This is a genomic window from Buttiauxella sp. B2, from assembly GCF_006376615.1.
In the GTDB taxonomy this organism is placed as follows: Bacteria; Pseudomonadota; Gammaproteobacteria; order Enterobacterales; family Enterobacteriaceae; genus Buttiauxella.
This window is the reverse complement of record NZ_VEXQ01000022.1, coordinates 17,903-32,446: the sequence shown is the minus strand read 5'-3', so window position 1 is coordinate 32,446 and position 14,544 is coordinate 17,903. Positions and strand designations below refer to the sequence as shown.

Genomic DNA, 14,544 nt, shown 5'->3' with positions numbered 1-14,544 from the left:
GATAACTTTTTATGAACAAAGGGACGATTGCTGCCAGTCAAACACGCGTAGGTAAATGCAAAATGTCAGAAGCCGTTCATATTTGTCATATTGATGAATAGTTAACTCTGATCACATTACCGTGACGGATTGATACGGGCGGGCGTATTGGCTGCTTAACTGGATTAAGTCACGCTCACCGGATCCAAAACATGCCGCAACCCCGTACACCTTTCTTCTTCAGCGCCCGTGGGCGCCTGCTGTCCTTTAATCTGCTGGTGGTGGCGGTGACGTTGTTGGTCTGTGGTGTAGCGGTGTGGGGGTTCAATCACGCCAGCCGCTTGCAGGAGCAGGTTCAGGGGCAAACGTTTAGTGATATGTCCGGCAGCATGGAGCTTGCGCGAGATACCGCGAATGTGGCAACGGCGGCAGTGCGTCTGACGCAGGTAGTTGGTGCGCTGGAATACCAGAGTGAAGCGCAACGTTTGCAGCAAACACAACAGGCATTACAACGTTCGCTGAATCATCTGGCCACTGCGCCGCTTGCCAGCCACGAAGTGCAGCTTGTAAAGCGAATTACCGACCGCAGCAACGAACTGGAAAGTAGCGTCACACGTATGCTGGAGCTCGGTCATCGTCGCCATCTGGAACGTAACGCGCTGCTCAGTGCGTTGTATCAAAACCAAAGTTATCTGCATCATATTCAGGATATTAATGCTCGCGACGGGTTGGCTATTCCAGAACCCCGGCTGTTAACCGAGATGGACCGGCTAATCCTGATTGCCATTCAAACGCCGTCACCGAAAGCCACGGTAGTCCAGCTTACCGACGTTATGACGCAACTTCCCGCTCACGCCGATACACCATTGGTAGAGGGGATATTGCAGGAGTTAACCACTCATTTGCAGCAATTGCTGCCACTTTCGCAGGCGTTGGAAAATAGCGATTTAGGGATTTCCTGGTATATGTATCACATCAAAGCACTGGTGGCGTTTTTGAACGAAGACATCAACCAGTACGTGCAAAAAGTGACGCAGGAGTCGTTAAATCGCACCGAACAACGCCATAAAGAGCTGCAATCAATGATTGCCTTTATTGGGTTGTTTGCTGCGCTGGCGTTGGTGATCACCGGTTTTGCCGGTTGGTATATTTACCGCAATCTGGGCTCGAATTTGACGGCGATTTCTCATGCCATGACACGCCTGGCGCGTGGCGAGCGCGATGTCAGCGTGCCTGCATTGCAGCGGCGCGATGAACTGGGCGAACTGGCGCGGGCATTTAACGTTTTTGCCCGCAATACAGCATCGCTGGAACACACGTCGAAATTACTTAAAGAAAAAAGTACCCAATTAGAAACAACCTTCCACGCTATGCGTGATGGTTTTGCACTGTTTGATAACGACGGTGTTTTGGTGGTGTGGAACCCACAATATCCGCTACTACTGGGGTTGGCTGCGGAGCATCTTCAGCGTGGCCAGCATTACATGAGCTTGCTCAAACAAGTAACGCCGCTTCAGGAACATATCCTCGAAAATCTCTCGCGCCCGTTACCAAAACCACAGGAACTACGGCTGTCAGATAATCGCACTATTGAGCTGCGTTTCAGCCCGGTGCCGGGGCGCGGAATGGTCAACGTGGTGCTGGACCGTAGCGAGCGCAAAGCGCTTGAAGAAGCGCTGGTCCATAGCCAAAAAATGAAAGCCGTCGGGCAGTTAACCGGTGGCTTGGCGCATGATTTTAATAACCTGCTGGCGGTGATTATCGGCAGCCTTGAACTCACCTCGGTGGATTCGACGGATGCCACGCGCATTCAACGCGCGTTAAAAGCCGCCGAACGTGGCGCACAACTCACCCAGCGATTACTGGCATTTTCACGTAAACAGTCACTGCATCCCCACGCCGTTTCGATGGAAAACCTGTTAGAAAACCTCGACCCGCTGATTCGCCACTCACTGCCCGCGGCGTTAACGCTTGAGATAGAAGCGCAGCATCCGGCGTGGCCCGCGTGGATAGATGTGAATCAACTTGAGAATGCGATTATCAATTTGGTTATGAATGCCCGCGATGCGATGGAAGGGCAAAGCGGCACCATCAAAATCCGTACCTGGAATCAGCGTGTGGTGCGCTCTGGTGGGCGCAAGCAGGATATGGTGGCACTGGAGGTTATCGACAGTGGTCATGGGATGTCAGAAGAAATTAAAGCGCAGGTGTTTGAACCGTTCTTTACCACTAAGCAGACTGGAAGCGGTAGTGGACTTGGGTTGTCGATGGTTTATGGTTTTGTGCGCCAGTCTGGTGGCCGGGTACAAATTGAAAGTGCGCCAGGGCAGGGAACATTGGTGCGTTTGCAGCTGCCGCGTGCGCCCGCACAGGCCGCGAGTGAAACATTACCGGAACCGCTGGCGGTAAATCGCGATGAAGATCAACTGGTTCTGGTGCTGGAAGATGAACACGATGTCCGTCAGACATTGTGCGAACAATTACATCAGCTTGGCTATTTGACGCTGGAAACCAGTGACAGCCAGCAAGCGTTACAATTACTGAAAGATGTCCCCGATATTCAAATTTTAATCAGTGACTTAATGCTGCCAGGTACGATGAATGGCGCGGATGTCGTGCAGCATGCACAAGAGCATTATCCACACCTCACTTGCTTGTTGATAAGTGGCCAGGATTTGCGTCGCAGCGGGCAGCAATTACCGCAAGTCGAGCTGTTGCGTAAACCGTTTAATCAGCAAAAATTAGCCCAGGCTTTACGCTATGCCCGGCATTTGTAATCAGGTTTGAAAATCATTGAAAAGGTCATCTGCAAACAATTGACTCAGAGTGCAGAAGCAGACATTAATAGAAAGACCCCTTCCAGTATCCCAGGAGGAAGTGGGTGGGTTTAGGAATGCAACTTAGCCGCCTCATCTATTGATATGCACCTCATTGAACATCCTGTAGCAAGGACTTAGCCCCTCTGCAAAGAGGGGCTAACTTTACCCGTCTTTCCCCATTCCGGTCTGCTGAATCAACATCAATGAGACGCTATAAAACCAGCGAACAGCATTTATCTTTACGCACAACTATTGCGTAGAAGCTGCGCGAAAAGTTACTGAAGTTGCGGTTCAGCGCGGAGTCTATAGAGGACATTTGGGATTTCTCCGCTATTGGGCGACGTGCGTTTTTCCTATTGTGCCGCTATCAACTTTGATGAGACGGTCCTATGAACCGATATTCGATAGTGCTGCTGCTCGGTACTCTGACCATGACCACAGTGGCTCATGCCGATGTGATGGATGGATTGTTTGATAACGCCATTGTTGGCTCTATTTCTCAGGCGATTAACGATGCCTACAAGCCGAGTGATAGCCGCAACGACAGCGATGACAGCCGTTGGGATGATGAAAGCCAGCGCAACAATGATGACCAGCGTCGTCAATACGAAGACCAGCATCGGCAGCTTGAAGACAGACGCCGCCAGCTTGATAACCAACAGCGCCAGTTAGACGACCAGCGCCGTCAGCTCGAAGAAGACGAACGCCGTCTGGATGATGATTTTCGATAAGAATTGCGTGCGGTATTCCTGTTTTTGAGCAGGCTACGAAGCGGTTGTTTTTGGTGTGGTATGTTAACGGTGGATGTCGCTTCGCTAATCCCCCCTACGTATCTGCGTAGGTCGTATTAGCGAAGCGACATTCGACATCCGGCGTAAAACCGCTAATCCACCTGAATAACCATCCCATCAAATCCTGCTTCAAAGCCCTTCGGTAACGGGTTTTCCATCAGCCAGCAATCAAACTGATGACCAATATGGGTGAGTATTACCCGTGGGCTTCCAATGTACTCATTCAGAGCGATAACTGTGTTTAAGTCACAATGGTTTTTCGGCGTTTGTGCTCGCGGTTCGTGGCTGCAATCAATCACAATCACCTGCGGTTTATTATTCGCCAGAAACTTCAGCGTTTTTTCCGGCAGGCCAGCGGTATCACTGAGCCATGCCACGCGGCTGTGCGGTGTTTCAAACAAATAACCGAGAGTCAGTTTCGAATGGTTGAGCGGTAGAGGGGTTATGCGCAGCGCTTGTAACGTAAACCCGACAAACGCTTCCAGCGTGTGGCTAAAATCCAGAATACCAGGGTGTTTAAACAGATCGTCGCAGCCTTGTTCGTCTGCAGGGCCGTAAACCGGAATTTTTTCCCCCACTCCCCAACGTAGCGAGAACAAACCCTGAACGTGGTCCATATGGTAATGGGTCAGCAAAAACTGCTGAAATTCACCAGGCTGCCAGTGGTCCATCAAATCCGGAATGCCTGCATCCAGGAGCGTCACGGCCTGATTAAACTTCACCACTGCGCTACAGGGTTTGCGGCGAAATTGCGAATTATTGCTAGCACGCTCACACGCGGCACAATGACAACCAAAAGCGGGCACCAGTTGTGCACCACCCGTACCGCTAAGCGTTAGTGTCAGGCTCATGGGGTATCTCCACGGCTTTGGTAAAGCGAAAATGGGTGTGTTGATACCCTTCGCGCTGGTAAAAACGGTGAGCATCAAGGCGTTTGGCACTGGTTGAAAGTTCTGTGAGTTCAGCTCCTGCCAACCGCGCTTGTTCCTCGGCCCACGCCAGTAACTTGCTGCCCACCCCGTGACCACGTGCTTGTGGCATCACCACCAGCTCCTGAATTTCACCCACCCAGTTCACATGGTGCAGATGGAACTGCATATGCAAACCAATCATGCCTACCACTTCGCCGCTTAGCACTGCCAGTTGGTAATGCAAATTGCGTTCTGCGAGGTTTGCCGTAAATCCCACGTTAAATGCCTGGCGATTAAACTCAGCCTGCTTTAATTCGCAAATCAAAGCGTAAACGGCATCGCTGTCGGCAAGAGTGGCGGGGCGAAATTCGAGAGAGACAGACATAGTGTGGTTCCTTGTTAACTGGTGGATGTCGCTGCGCTAATCCACCCTACAAATACAAATACAACTACAACGGCATTTCGTAGGTCGGATTAGCGTAGCGACATCCGACATTAAAGCTGAAACGCTACTGGCGTTGATATACCGACTAAACGCATAAACGCTTCGATAGACTCAGCCAGACTGCCATCGTTATTGAGCACCAGGCAGTTATCCAAATTGGGGGCGTAGAGCGCCGCGCGTTGCAGGCGTTGTTCTATTTGTGGCGCAGTTTCTCGCCCGCGTTGTTCCAGCCGCTTGCGCAATACGTCCGTTGAAACGTGCAGGCAAATAGGCACCAGTGCGTCACCATAACGCGCCCGCGCCTGCGAAAGATGCTGGCGCGAGCCATTGACTACTACATCGAATCCGGAATCAAGCCAGATATCCAGCTCGATTCCCACGCCATAACTTTGGTGATGCGCTTGCCAACATAGCGCAAACAGCCCTTGCTTCTGGCGTTGAGTGAACTCCTTTTCACTCAGCGCGATATGGTTTTCACACCCGGCATCAGCGGCGCGGGTGATGTAACGATGGGCCACCAGCAGTTGATTATTTTCCTGCTGACGGAGTGCTGTCAGTAGGCTGTCTTTTCCTGAGCCAGATGGCCCCATCAACCAGACTAGTTTGCTCATCAGAACACCCGTATCCCCTGGCGCCAGACATTTCCGACACCCACATGATCACCATGCTGATGAACCAGTACCATGTCAGCGCGTTTACCTTCTGCCAGCACGCCACGATCGTCCAGATTCAGTGCTTTTGCTGGGTTGCGCGTTACCAGTGCGACGGCTTGCGGCAACGTGAAACTGTTGGTTTCGTCTTGTGCTACGCGGAACGCGGCATCAAGCATACTTGCTGGATAATAATCGGAAGAGAGAATATCCAGCAGGCCGACTTGTGCGAGTTGATGCGCCGCAACGTTGCCGGAGTGCGAGCCGCCTCGCACGATATTTGGTGCGCCCATTAATACGCTCATTCCGAGCTGGCGTGAGGCGTGTGCTGCTTCAAGCGTAGTTGGGAATTCGGCGATAACGCTGCCCAGTTCATGGGATTGTGCAACGTGTGCTTTCGTCGCGTCGTCATGGCTGGCAAGTGCGATATTGCGTGCGCGGCAGATGGCTGCAATCGCCAGACGGTTCGGCTGTGACCAGCGCTCTGCCAGCGCCAGTTGCTCGGTTTCGTAGCTGTCCATGTCAGCGTCGTTAAGCTGATATTTGCCCTGATAATACTCACGGTATTTGACCAGATTTGAGAACTGACGCTGGCCTGGTGAGTGGTCCATCAGCGACACCAATGACACACCCTCGCGTTCAATCAGCTGCTGAAATAGTGGTAGCGTGCTGTGGTGCGGCAGCTCGCAGCGCAGATGCAGGCGGTGCTCGGCGCGATTTACGCCACGTGCCTGGCTGTGCATCACGGCGTTGATCATCTTCTCAAGGTTTTCCAGCCGGTCACCGCCGTCGCGCACATCGCCCAGCGCTACTGCATCAAGTACCGTGGTGATGCCGCTGGCGACCATCATTGCGTCGTGGCTGCTCATCGCAGAATGTGCAGGCCAGTCAACTTTCGGGCGCGGGGTGAAGAACTTATCCAGGTTATCGGTATGCAATTCGATAAGCCCTGGCAGCAGCCAACCGCCTGCGCCATCTTGTGCCTGGGGTAACTGGCTAAGGCTGCCGGCAAAATTACGGATCACGCCATCGGCCACTTCCAGTGAGCCACTCACCACTTCATTTTCCAGCACCAGCTTGACGTTATTAATGATCATTTTTGGCCTCCATGGTCGCCATAGGGGTTGCCATATTGTGCAGTCTGTCTGCTACCTGATTGCGCACACTTTCGTCATGGAAAATACCGACCACTGCCGCGCCTCGCGCTTTTGCTTCCTGAATCAATGCCACTACGGCGGCGCTGTTTTTCGCATCCAGTGACGCCGTGGGTTCATCAAGCAGCAAAATTGGGTAATCAACGATAAAACCGCGGGCAATGTTTACGCGTTGTTGCTCACCACCAGAAAACGTTGACGGCGCCAGGTTCCACAGGCGTTCCGGCACATTGAGGCGGGTTAATAATCTTGCTGCTTTGGCTTCGCACTCGAAACGCGATACACCTAAATCCAGCAGCGGCTGCATCACCACTTCAAGGGCAGAAATTCGCGGGATAACACGCAAAAACTGGCTGACCCAGCCGATGGTCTGACGGCGCACCGCCAGCACGTCTCGCGCTGGTGCCTGCACAATGTCGAGCCACTGGTCGTTGTGCTTAACCCAGATATGCCCTTCGTCAGGCAAATAGTTGGCGTACAGCGAGCGTAACAAAGTGGATTTTCCGCTGCCGGAATGGCCGTGCAGCACCACACATTCTCCGCCATTCACCTCAAGAGATGCGTTCGCCAGTACCGGTAAACGGATGCCATGCTGATGGTGTAACACAAAGGTTTTGCTCAGGTTTTCAACCCGTAATCTGGTCATCGTGTGCACCTAATTCTGAAGGACGGAGGAAACAAGTAGTTGGGTATACGGATGATGTGGGTCATCCAGCACGCGGTCCGTAAGGCCGCTTTCCACCACTTGCCCTTGTTTCATCACCAGCAGACGGTCTGCCAGCAAACGCGCCACACCCAAATCGTGAGTGACAATCACCACCGCGAGGTTCAGTTCGCGCACAAGGCCGCGCAGTAAATCAAGTAAACGCGCCTGCACTGAAACATCCAGACCGCCGGTTGGCTCATCCATAAACACCAGTTTCGGGTGCGTCACCAGGTTGCGGGCGATTTGCAGGCGCTGCTGCATCCCGCCAGAAAAGGTCGTCGGCAAGTCGTCGATGCGCGAAGCCGGAATTTCCACTTCTTCTAACCAACGTTCTGCGGTGGCACGAATATCGCCGTAATGGCGTTCACCTGTTGCCATTAAACGTTCGCCGATGTTGCCACCTGCGGAAACGTGGCGGCGCAGGCCGTCCATCGCATGTTGATGAACCACGCCCCATTCGGTGCGCAGCAGGCGGCGGCGTTCGCCTTCGCTCATGCCATACAGTGACGAATCCAGGTAAACCACTTCGCCGTTTTGCGGGGCGAGGCGTGCGGAAATAGATTTCAGTAGCGTAGTTTTGCCAGAGCCAGATTCGCCAACAATGCCCAGCACTTCCCCTGGGTACAGTTCGAAAGAGACATCGCTGAAACCTTTTCCGGGTGCATAAAGGTGCGTCAGGTTATTGACGGAAAGTAACGGTCGGGTCATGAGTGCGCAGCCTCGCTGTTCTGGCGGCAAAAATCGGTATCGGAGCAGACGAACATGCGGCTGCCCGCATCGTCGAGCACCACTTCATCCAGGTAACTGTGGTGAGATCCACAAATCGCGCATGGCTCATCCCATTCCTGAACGGTGAACGGATGGTCGTCAAAATCGAGGCTTTCCACGCGAGTAAACGGCGGCACCGCGTAGATGCGTTTTTCGCGTCCGGCACCGAACAGTTGCAGTGCGGGCATCATGTCCATTTTCGGGTTATCAAATTTCGGGATGGGCGACGGGTCCATCACGTAGCGCTCGTTCACCTTCACCGGATAGGCGTAAGTGGTGGCGATATGGCCGAAACGGGCGATGTCTTCGTACAGTTTTACCTGCATCACGCCATATTCTTCAAGCGCGTGCATGGTGCGGGTTTCGGTTTCACGTGGTTCGATAAAGCGCAGCGGCTCAGGGATGGGCACCTGATAAATCAGAATTTGATCTTCAACCAGCGGTGTTTCCGGAATGCGGTGGCGTGTTTGAATCAGTGTCGCGTCGGCAGTTGATTCGGTGGTGGCGACGTTGGTGACGCGCTTGAAGAAGTTGCGAATCGACACGGCGTTTGTCGTGTCATCGGCACCCTGGTCAATCACCTTCAGCACGTCGTGTTCACCAATAACGCTGGCGGTAATTTGAATACCGCCGGTTCCCCAGCCATAAGGCATCGGCATTTCACGTCCGCCAAACGGCACCTGATAACCCGGAATGGCGACCGCTTTGAGGATAGCGCGGCGTAGTGTGCGTTTGGTTTGTTCATCCAGATAAGCAAAGTTATAGCCGGAGAGTGCCTTAGTCACGATGACGTTCCTTTTGCAGACGTTTGAGCAATTCCAGTTCGGCCTGGAAATCGACGTAGTGCGGCAGTTTCAGGTGTGAGACAAATCCGGCGGCTTCGACGTTATCGGCGTGTGCCAGCACGAATTCTTCGTCCTGCGCCGGGCCTGCCACGGTTTCATCGTAGTCAGGGGCTTGCAGGGCGCGGTCAACCAGCGCCATGGCCATCGCTTTGCGCTCACTCATGCCGAACACCAACCCGTAGCCACGGGTAAAGTGCGGCTCTTCATCAATTGGCGCGACAAAACCGTTGACCATTTCACACTCGGTTATCAGTAGTTCGCCGATATTCACTGGAAATCCCAACTCTTCAGGGGTGATTTCCAGATCTACATAGCCGCTGCGAATCTCACCGGCGAACGGGTGATTGCGCCCATAACCGCGCTGAGTGGAGTAGGCGAGCGCCAGCAAATAGCCTTCGTCACCGCGCACCAGTTGTTGCAGGCGTGACGAACGGGAGCATGGGTAAACCGGTGGCTGGCGCGTAATGTCATCGGGTTTCTCACCGTTATCTTCTTCGGTTTTCGCCAACCCTTGTTGTGCCAGCAGGCTGAAAACATGCGGCGAGGCTTCGGCGTTATCGTCTGCGTTTTTAAGGGCAGGTGCTTCGCCGTTTGCCAGCAAAGTGAAATCCAGCAGACGGTGGGTGTAGTCGTAAGTCGGGCCAAGCAGTTGGCCGCCAGGCACATCTTTATAAACCGCTGAAATGCGACGTTCTATGCGCATATCGGCGGTGTTCAGCGGCTCGCTCACCGCCAGACGTGGCAGCGTGGTGCGGTAAGCGCGCAGCAGAAAGATGGCTTCAACCATGTCACCGCTGGCTTGTTTGATGGCAAGAGCTGCCAGTTCACGGTCAGCAATACCACCTTCGGTCATCACGCGGTCTACCGCTAGCCCGAGCTGCTGCTCGATTTGAGCGACACTCAGTTCCGATAAATTTTGGTCACCACGGCGGCTATGTTCCTGAAGTGCGTGGGCGGCGGCAATCGCCTTCTCGCCCCCTTTGACGGCTACGTACATCAGCACACCTCCACATGAGTGGTGCGAGGAATTGCCAGCATGCGTTCGCCACAGGTGAGGATTAAATCGATGCCCAGTGGGAACGGGTGCGGACGTTCGGTCAGTTCGTGAATGACGCAGTCAGGGAGTTGCGGGGCAATCATGCGTTCTTCACGAATCCCTGCGCCGGTTAAACGCAGCATGCGGCCACCGCTCAGGCTGCTGACCTGCAAAATCAGCGTGGCGCTGGTATCTGGTGCCACATCGGTTCCCTGCGCCAGTGCGTTGAGTTGTTCGGCCGAAATCGCGCTGTCGGCTACGGCAAACTGCGCTTGTTCAGGTGTCAGGGAAACAGGAGCATTGGTATGAAAACGGACGTTTTGCAGTGTCACATCGTTACTCAATGCATCGCTAATCCAGACTGGTGTGTCGTTATCGGCAAGCGTCAGCAGTACGCTGGTAGAAGCAACATTTAGCGGTTTCCAGCCATGTTGCAGCGAATGCAATGCGACAATCACGCCCGGCTCGCTCATCGCTTTGAGCAGGCGACGGAAGCTTTGTTGGGCATCTTGCACGGGCAGGTTAAAAGCGGTCATCAGGGTCATGCGTTATCTCCGCGAACCAGAGTAAAGAAGTCGACTCGGCTGCTGTTAATTTGTGTGCGGCGGGCAGCAAGACGCTGTTCCCGGTTGGCGGCCAGTGGCGCAATGACAGTTTCTTGCAGCGTCTGGAATTGAATATGTTCCTGCATCAGTGCATCGATCACGGCACAGCGCTCGGCGTGGGCTTTGTCGCGCCCTTGTATGTAGCTGTAGCCGTAAGTGCCGTTGGCGAGTTGCACGACCGAGCGGGTCAGCGTGGTGTCACCGGCAAAAAAACGTTGTCCGGTTGCGCCCATCCGCGCCTGAATCTGTACCAGGCCGGTTTCTGCCGGGCGGATAACCTGATATTCAGGGTGCAGTTTTTGTTCTATCCAAAGTGCTGCCAGTTCTTGTGGCAGGCTGTGGGCGAGCACGGCCATCCACTGCTGGCGCTGTGCGATGTCAATTTGCGGTGCGTCCATTTAGTGCTCCATGGTGAATTCAATCATGTCGGCGCGTGTCAGGCTGACGGAGTATTCCGCAGGTGACGCGTGGCCTTCACGGTGGTTGAGAGTGCGCACGCAAAGCAGCGGAGCCATGTTTGGAATTTCCAGCAGGCGGCTTTCTTTGGCCTGAGCGCGGCGTGCGCTGATGCGTGTTTGGGTGCGTTTAAGGCTGATGCCGAGCTGTGCCTGAATGACGTCGTGTAGTGAGCCGCTAGTAAACTGTTGCAGCGCGGGCCACCAGGAAAGGTCGGCAAAGTAGTGGTTGATAATGCACACCGCGATCCCGTTGACGCGGCGCAGTGTGCGCAGATGAATAATGTTATCGCCCTCACTGACACCGAGTGCATCAGCGACATCGCTTGAGGCTGGGCGCAGCACTGCGAGTAAGCGCTCGCTGGTAGGGTGGCTGCCCTGGTCGAGCAGGTTCTGGCTAAAACGTGCCTGGGCATTCAGCGGATAGTCGAACGGGCGCATCAGCACCAAAACACCGATTCCCTGGCGACGCTGTACCCAACCTTTTTCAACTAACTGGTCGATGGCGCGGCGCAGTGTGTGACGGTTTACTTCGTAACGCGCCGCCAGCTGGCTTTCGGCTGGCAGATAATCACCGCTGCGATAGTTTTTGCGCAGCTCCAGTTCGAGCAGGGCGGCGATTTCCTGATAACGTGTTGGGTAGCTGGTCGGATGTCTGGATAAGTGCATCGTCAACAAAGCCTCGTTAGATAAAGTGCTTACGCAGTCGTTGTGACATGAAATCCAGCAGGCTGACGGTGATGATGATGACAATCATCAGTGCACAGGTTTGCTGGAACTGGAATCCACGAATGGCTTCCCAAAGCGTTACGCCAATCCCGCCTGCCCCCACCATGCCAACCACCGTTGCTGAACGGACGTTAGACTCAAAGCGATAGAGCGAGTACGAGATAAGTAGCGGCATAACTTGTGGCAGCACGCCGTAGATAATTTCTTCAAGTTTGTTAGCGCCGGTGGCACGAACACCTTCTACCGGGCCAGGTTCGATGGCTTCTACCGCTTCTGACAGCAGTTTGGAGAGCACGCCGGTGGTGTGAATAAACAGTGCCAGCACACCTGCAAATGGGCCAAGGCCGACGGCGACTACGAATAACATCGCAAACACCATTTCGTTGATGGCGCGGCAGGCGTCCATCAGGCGGCGCATGGGTTGGTAAACCCACCATGGCACCAGGTTGTCGGCGCACATCAGGCCACACGGAATGGAAAGAACGATGGAAAGAGCGGTGCCCCAGACGGCGATTTGCAGTGTGACGCCCATTTCGCCCAGATATTGCTGCCACTGGCTGAAATCAGGTGGGAAGAAGTCGGCGGCGAAGGTGACCATGTTGCCAGAATCTTTAATCAAGGTGAGCGGGGCCATTTCCGCGCCTTGCCAGGAGGCAACGAGAACCGCTATCAAAATCGCCCAGCTCAATAGTGAGAACCAGCTACGTTTTGGTGCGGCGACGTGTATCGTTTGTTGCATGTGATGCTCCGTTAATGTTTTTTCCCCCTCACCCTGTCCCTGAAAGGGCGAAGGTGAGGGGAATCAAATCACTGAACTGCTTTATTCACGCTGCTCATCGCAGAAAGCGCGGCAGTCAAACGATCCAGGTCACTAAGCTGGTTTTGCAGCGCGGTAACTTTGGTGGCTTTCTCAGGTTCCGCCAGACCTTTGTTGTCTTTCACGCCTTGCATTTGTTTAAACAGGGCGAGCTGGCGAATCGGCACCAGTTGCAGGTCGCTGGATGGACGGAACGGGGCCCATGTCAGGCCTTTCAACACCTGAGCTTCTTCCGGCGTTTTGCCGTAAGTCATGAAGAAGTCATAGATTTTGTCTTTGGTGGCTTCGGAGAGGTTTTTACGCCACACGATCGGATCACCTGGGATCAACGGGGATTTCCAGATGACTTTCAGATTTTTGAATTTCTCAGGTGCGGTTAACTTCAGGCGGTCGAGGTTTTCAGTGTTGTTGGTCGCCACATCCACTTGCTTGTTAGCGACTGCCAGCGCGTTGGTTTCGTGGTTGGCATTCACAGAACGTTTAAAGTCGCTTGGTGCAGCGTTGTTCTTGGCGAAAACGTAATATCCCGGGACGAGGTAGCCAGAGGTTGAGTTCGGGTCACCGTTGCCAAAAGTCAGATCTTTACGTTTTGCCAGCATGTCATTCAGGTTGTTGATTGGGCTGTCTTTGTTAACGATCAGCACGCTCCAGTAACCTGGGGATCCATCTGCTGCGACGGTTTGTGCAAACACCTGTCCGTTAGCGCGATCCACCGCTTCCATGGCTGAAAGGTTGCCGTACCAGGCGATATCGACTTTGTTAAAGCGCATCCCCTGAATAATCCCTGCGTAGTCCGGTGCGAAGAAAGCATTTACTTTCACGCCCAGCTTCTTCTCCATATCCTTCAGGAACGGTTCCCACTGCGGTTTCAGGTTTTGCTGCGATTCGGTAGAGATAATGCCGAAGTTGAGCGACTTTTCTTGTTCATCCGCAAAGGCTGGGCTGAACAGGGTGCTTACGCTTAATAGGCTGGTAAAGGCGAGGGCGGCAACCGTTTTGTAGCTCATGACAGTTCCTTGAGGTAGATGAAAAATGTGTCAGGCAGCAACCGCATCAACGCGACTAATGCTGCGGTAAAGATTCCCCAGGCGTTCGTTGTCGAACGCTGAGCTGCTTCCGTCGTAAAACACATGACCCTGGCGCAGTGCGACAATGCGTTCGCAATAGCGCAGGGCGTAATCCACCTGATGCAGCGTCACCACCACGGTGATACCGTCCAGACGGTTAATGTCGTGCAGCGTTTCCATCACGATGCGGGCGGATTCGGGGTCGAGTGAGGCAATCGGCTCATCGGCCAAAATCACTTTGGCTTGCTGCATCAGCGCACGGGCAATCGCCACGCGTTGCTGTTGTCCACCGGACAGGGTGGAAACACGCTGATAAGCAAACTGCGTCATGCCGACGCGAGTCAGCGCCTGCAAAGCGCGCTGTTTTTGTTCGTGGGTAAACCAGTTAAAACAGGTGCGCCAGAACGGTGTGGAACCCAGTGCGCCAATCAGTACGTTTTCCAGTACTGTCAGACGATTGACCAGGTTGAACTGCTGGAAGATGTAGCCCGTGTGTGCGCGGCTTTTGCGAATATCACTTGCCAGACGACCTGCTTTTTGAACGGTGCGGCCAAGCAATTCAACGTGACAATCTGCTGATTTATCTGAGGTAATTAAACCGCTGAGGTGGCGTAAGAGGGTGGATTTGCCTGAACCAGACGGCCCCAGCAGAGCGACCATCTCACCTTCATTCACTTCCAAATCAACAGCATTTAATGCCTGATGCTGGTTGAAGGTTTTGCTCAGTTTGTTGACGCGAATAATTGTTTGCATCACACGGCTCCTTA

At 53.7% G+C, this 14,544-nt stretch carries 16 protein-coding genes; 2 read left to right on the top strand and 14 right to left on the bottom strand.

The features are described from left to right. Positions 1-191: 191 nt before the first annotated feature. Together FH968_RS19350 and yjdP are read left to right on the top strand one after the other, a co-directional pair. Positions 192-2,756, top strand: a complete 2,565-nt coding sequence (locus tag FH968_RS19350; protein WP_139882380.1) for an ATP-binding protein — start codon at positions 192-194, stop codon at positions 2,754-2,756. A gap of 431 nt (positions 2,757-3,187) precedes the next feature. Next, positions 3,188-3,529: a DDRRRQL repeat protein YjdP gene (gene yjdP / locus FH968_RS19345; protein ID WP_139882379.1), complete on the top strand. Its 342-nt coding sequence runs from the start codon at positions 3,188-3,190 to the stop codon at positions 3,527-3,529. Positions 3,530-3,681: 152 nt separating this feature from the next. Here yjdP and phnP read toward each other — a convergent pair whose 3' ends face one another. From phnP to phnC, 14 genes are all read right to left on the bottom strand, one after another. Further along, positions 3,682-4,440, bottom strand: coding sequence for a phosphonate metabolism protein PhnP (phnP, locus tag FH968_RS19340; protein WP_139882378.1), 759 nt, complete (start codon positions 4,438-4,440; stop codon positions 3,682-3,684). Next, positions 4,418-4,885 carry an aminoalkylphosphonate N-acetyltransferase gene (phnO, locus tag FH968_RS19335; RefSeq protein WP_139882377.1) on the bottom strand — a complete coding sequence of 156 codons (468 nt, stop codon included), beginning with the start codon at positions 4,883-4,885 and terminating at the stop codon, positions 4,418-4,420. Before phnO ends, phnP begins: the two co-directional genes overlap by 23 nt. 110 nt (positions 4,886-4,995) lie before the next feature. Then, on the bottom strand, positions 4,996-5,559 hold the full coding sequence (gene phnN, locus FH968_RS19330; protein WP_223271348.1) for a ribose 1,5-bisphosphokinase: 564 nt from the start codon (positions 5,557-5,559) through the stop codon (positions 4,996-4,998). Beyond that, on the bottom strand, positions 5,556-6,692 hold the full coding sequence (phnM, locus tag FH968_RS19325; protein ID WP_139882375.1) for an alpha-D-ribose 1-methylphosphonate 5-triphosphate diphosphatase: 1,137 nt from the start codon (positions 6,690-6,692) through the stop codon (positions 5,556-5,558). The genes phnN and phnM overlap by 4 nt, the downstream gene beginning before the upstream one ends. Next, positions 6,682-7,395, bottom strand: coding sequence for a phosphonate C-P lyase system protein PhnL (gene phnL, locus FH968_RS19320; protein ID WP_139882374.1), 714 nt, complete (start codon positions 7,393-7,395; stop codon positions 6,682-6,684). The genes phnM and phnL overlap by 11 nt, the downstream gene beginning before the upstream one ends. Before the next feature lie 9 nt (positions 7,396-7,404). Then, positions 7,405-8,163: a phosphonate C-P lyase system protein PhnK gene (phnK, locus tag FH968_RS19315; RefSeq protein WP_139882373.1), complete on the bottom strand. Its 759-nt coding sequence runs from the start codon at positions 8,161-8,163 to the stop codon at positions 7,405-7,407. Next, positions 8,160-9,008 carry an alpha-D-ribose 1-methylphosphonate 5-phosphate C-P-lyase PhnJ gene (locus tag FH968_RS19310; RefSeq protein WP_139882372.1) on the bottom strand — a complete coding sequence of 283 codons (849 nt, stop codon included), beginning with the start codon at positions 9,006-9,008 and terminating at the stop codon, positions 8,160-8,162. Before FH968_RS19310 ends, phnK begins: the two co-directional genes overlap by 4 nt. Beyond that, a complete protein-coding gene (locus FH968_RS19305; protein WP_139882371.1) occupies positions 9,001-10,065 on the bottom strand; it encodes a carbon-phosphorus lyase complex subunit PhnI in 1,065 nt (354 codons plus the stop codon). Before FH968_RS19305 ends, FH968_RS19310 begins: the two co-directional genes overlap by 8 nt. Continuing rightward, positions 10,065-10,649, bottom strand: a complete 585-nt coding sequence (gene phnH, locus FH968_RS19300; RefSeq protein ID WP_139882370.1) for a phosphonate C-P lyase system protein PhnH — start codon at positions 10,647-10,649, stop codon at positions 10,065-10,067. The genes FH968_RS19305 and phnH overlap by 1 nt, the downstream gene beginning before the upstream one ends. Next, on the bottom strand, positions 10,646-11,107 hold the full coding sequence (phnG, locus tag FH968_RS19295) for a phosphonate C-P lyase system protein PhnG (RefSeq protein ID WP_139882369.1): 462 nt from the start codon (positions 11,105-11,107) through the stop codon (positions 10,646-10,648). The genes phnH and phnG overlap by 4 nt, the downstream gene beginning before the upstream one ends. Next, complete coding sequence (gene phnF / locus FH968_RS19290; protein ID WP_139882368.1) at positions 11,108-11,833, bottom strand: phosphonate metabolism transcriptional regulator PhnF; 726 nt, start codon at positions 11,831-11,833, stop codon at positions 11,108-11,110. It abuts the gene before it with no gap. A 16-nt stretch (positions 11,834-11,849) separates the two neighbouring features. Next, a complete protein-coding gene (gene phnE / locus FH968_RS19285) occupies positions 11,850-12,632 on the bottom strand; it encodes a phosphonate ABC transporter, permease protein PhnE (protein WP_139882367.1) in 783 nt (260 codons plus the stop codon). A gap of 68 nt (positions 12,633-12,700) precedes the next feature. Next, the gene (phnD, locus tag FH968_RS19280) at positions 12,701-13,717 is read right to left on the bottom strand and encodes a phosphonate ABC transporter substrate-binding protein (RefSeq protein ID WP_139882366.1); all 1,017 of its coding nucleotides are present in this window, start codon (positions 13,715-13,717) and stop codon (positions 12,701-12,703) included. Between the two features lie 30 nt (positions 13,718-13,747). Next, positions 13,748-14,530 carry a phosphonate ABC transporter ATP-binding protein gene (gene phnC / locus FH968_RS19275; protein WP_139882365.1) on the bottom strand — a complete coding sequence of 261 codons (783 nt, stop codon included), beginning with the start codon at positions 14,528-14,530 and terminating at the stop codon, positions 13,748-13,750. Between the last annotated feature and the right edge of the window lie 14 nt (positions 14,531-14,544).

What these genes read in the sequence shown, in the direction of transcription:
- FH968_RS19350 (WP_139882380.1), top strand. Translation starts at nt 192, where the DNA reads ATGCCGCAACCCCGTACACCTTTCTTCTTCAGCGCCCGTGGGCGCCTG.
- yjdP (WP_139882379.1), top strand. Translation starts at nt 3,188, where the DNA reads ATGAACCGATATTCGATAGTGCTGCTGCTCGGTACTCTGACCATGACC.
- phnP (WP_139882378.1), bottom strand. Translation starts at nt 4,440, where the DNA reads ATGAGCCTGACACTAACGCTTAGCGGTACGGGTGGTGCACAACTGGTG.
- phnO (WP_139882377.1), bottom strand. Translation starts at nt 4,885, where the DNA reads ATGTCTGTCTCTCTCGAATTTCGCCCCGCCACTCTTGCCGACAGCGAT.
- phnM (WP_139882375.1), bottom strand. Translation starts at nt 6,692, where the DNA reads ATGATCATTAATAACGTCAAGCTGGTGCTGGAAAATGAAGTGGTGAGT.
- phnL (WP_139882374.1), bottom strand. Translation starts at nt 7,395, where the DNA reads ATGACCAGATTACGGGTTGAAAACCTGAGCAAAACCTTTGTGTTACAC.
- phnK (WP_139882373.1), bottom strand. Translation starts at nt 8,163, where the DNA reads ATGACCCGACCGTTACTTTCCGTCAATAACCTGACGCACCTTTATGCA.
- FH968_RS19305 (WP_139882371.1), bottom strand. Translation starts at nt 10,065, where the DNA reads ATGTACGTAGCCGTCAAAGGGGGCGAGAAGGCGATTGCCGCCGCCCAC.
- phnH (WP_139882370.1), bottom strand. Translation starts at nt 10,649, where the DNA reads ATGACCCTGATGACCGCTTTTAACCTGCCCGTGCAAGATGCCCAACAA.
- phnG (WP_139882369.1), bottom strand. Translation starts at nt 11,107, where the DNA reads ATGGACGCACCGCAAATTGACATCGCACAGCGCCAGCAGTGGATGGCC.
- phnF (WP_139882368.1), bottom strand. Translation starts at nt 11,833, where the DNA reads ATGCACTTATCCAGACATCCGACCAGCTACCCAACACGTTATCAGGAA.
- phnE (WP_139882367.1), bottom strand. Translation starts at nt 12,632, where the DNA reads ATGCAACAAACGATACACGTCGCCGCACCAAAACGTAGCTGGTTCTCA.
- phnD (WP_139882366.1), bottom strand. Translation starts at nt 13,717, where the DNA reads ATGAGCTACAAAACGGTTGCCGCCCTCGCCTTTACCAGCCTATTAAGC.
- phnC (WP_139882365.1), bottom strand. Translation starts at nt 14,530, where the DNA reads ATGCAAACAATTATTCGCGTCAACAAACTGAGCAAAACCTTCAACCAG.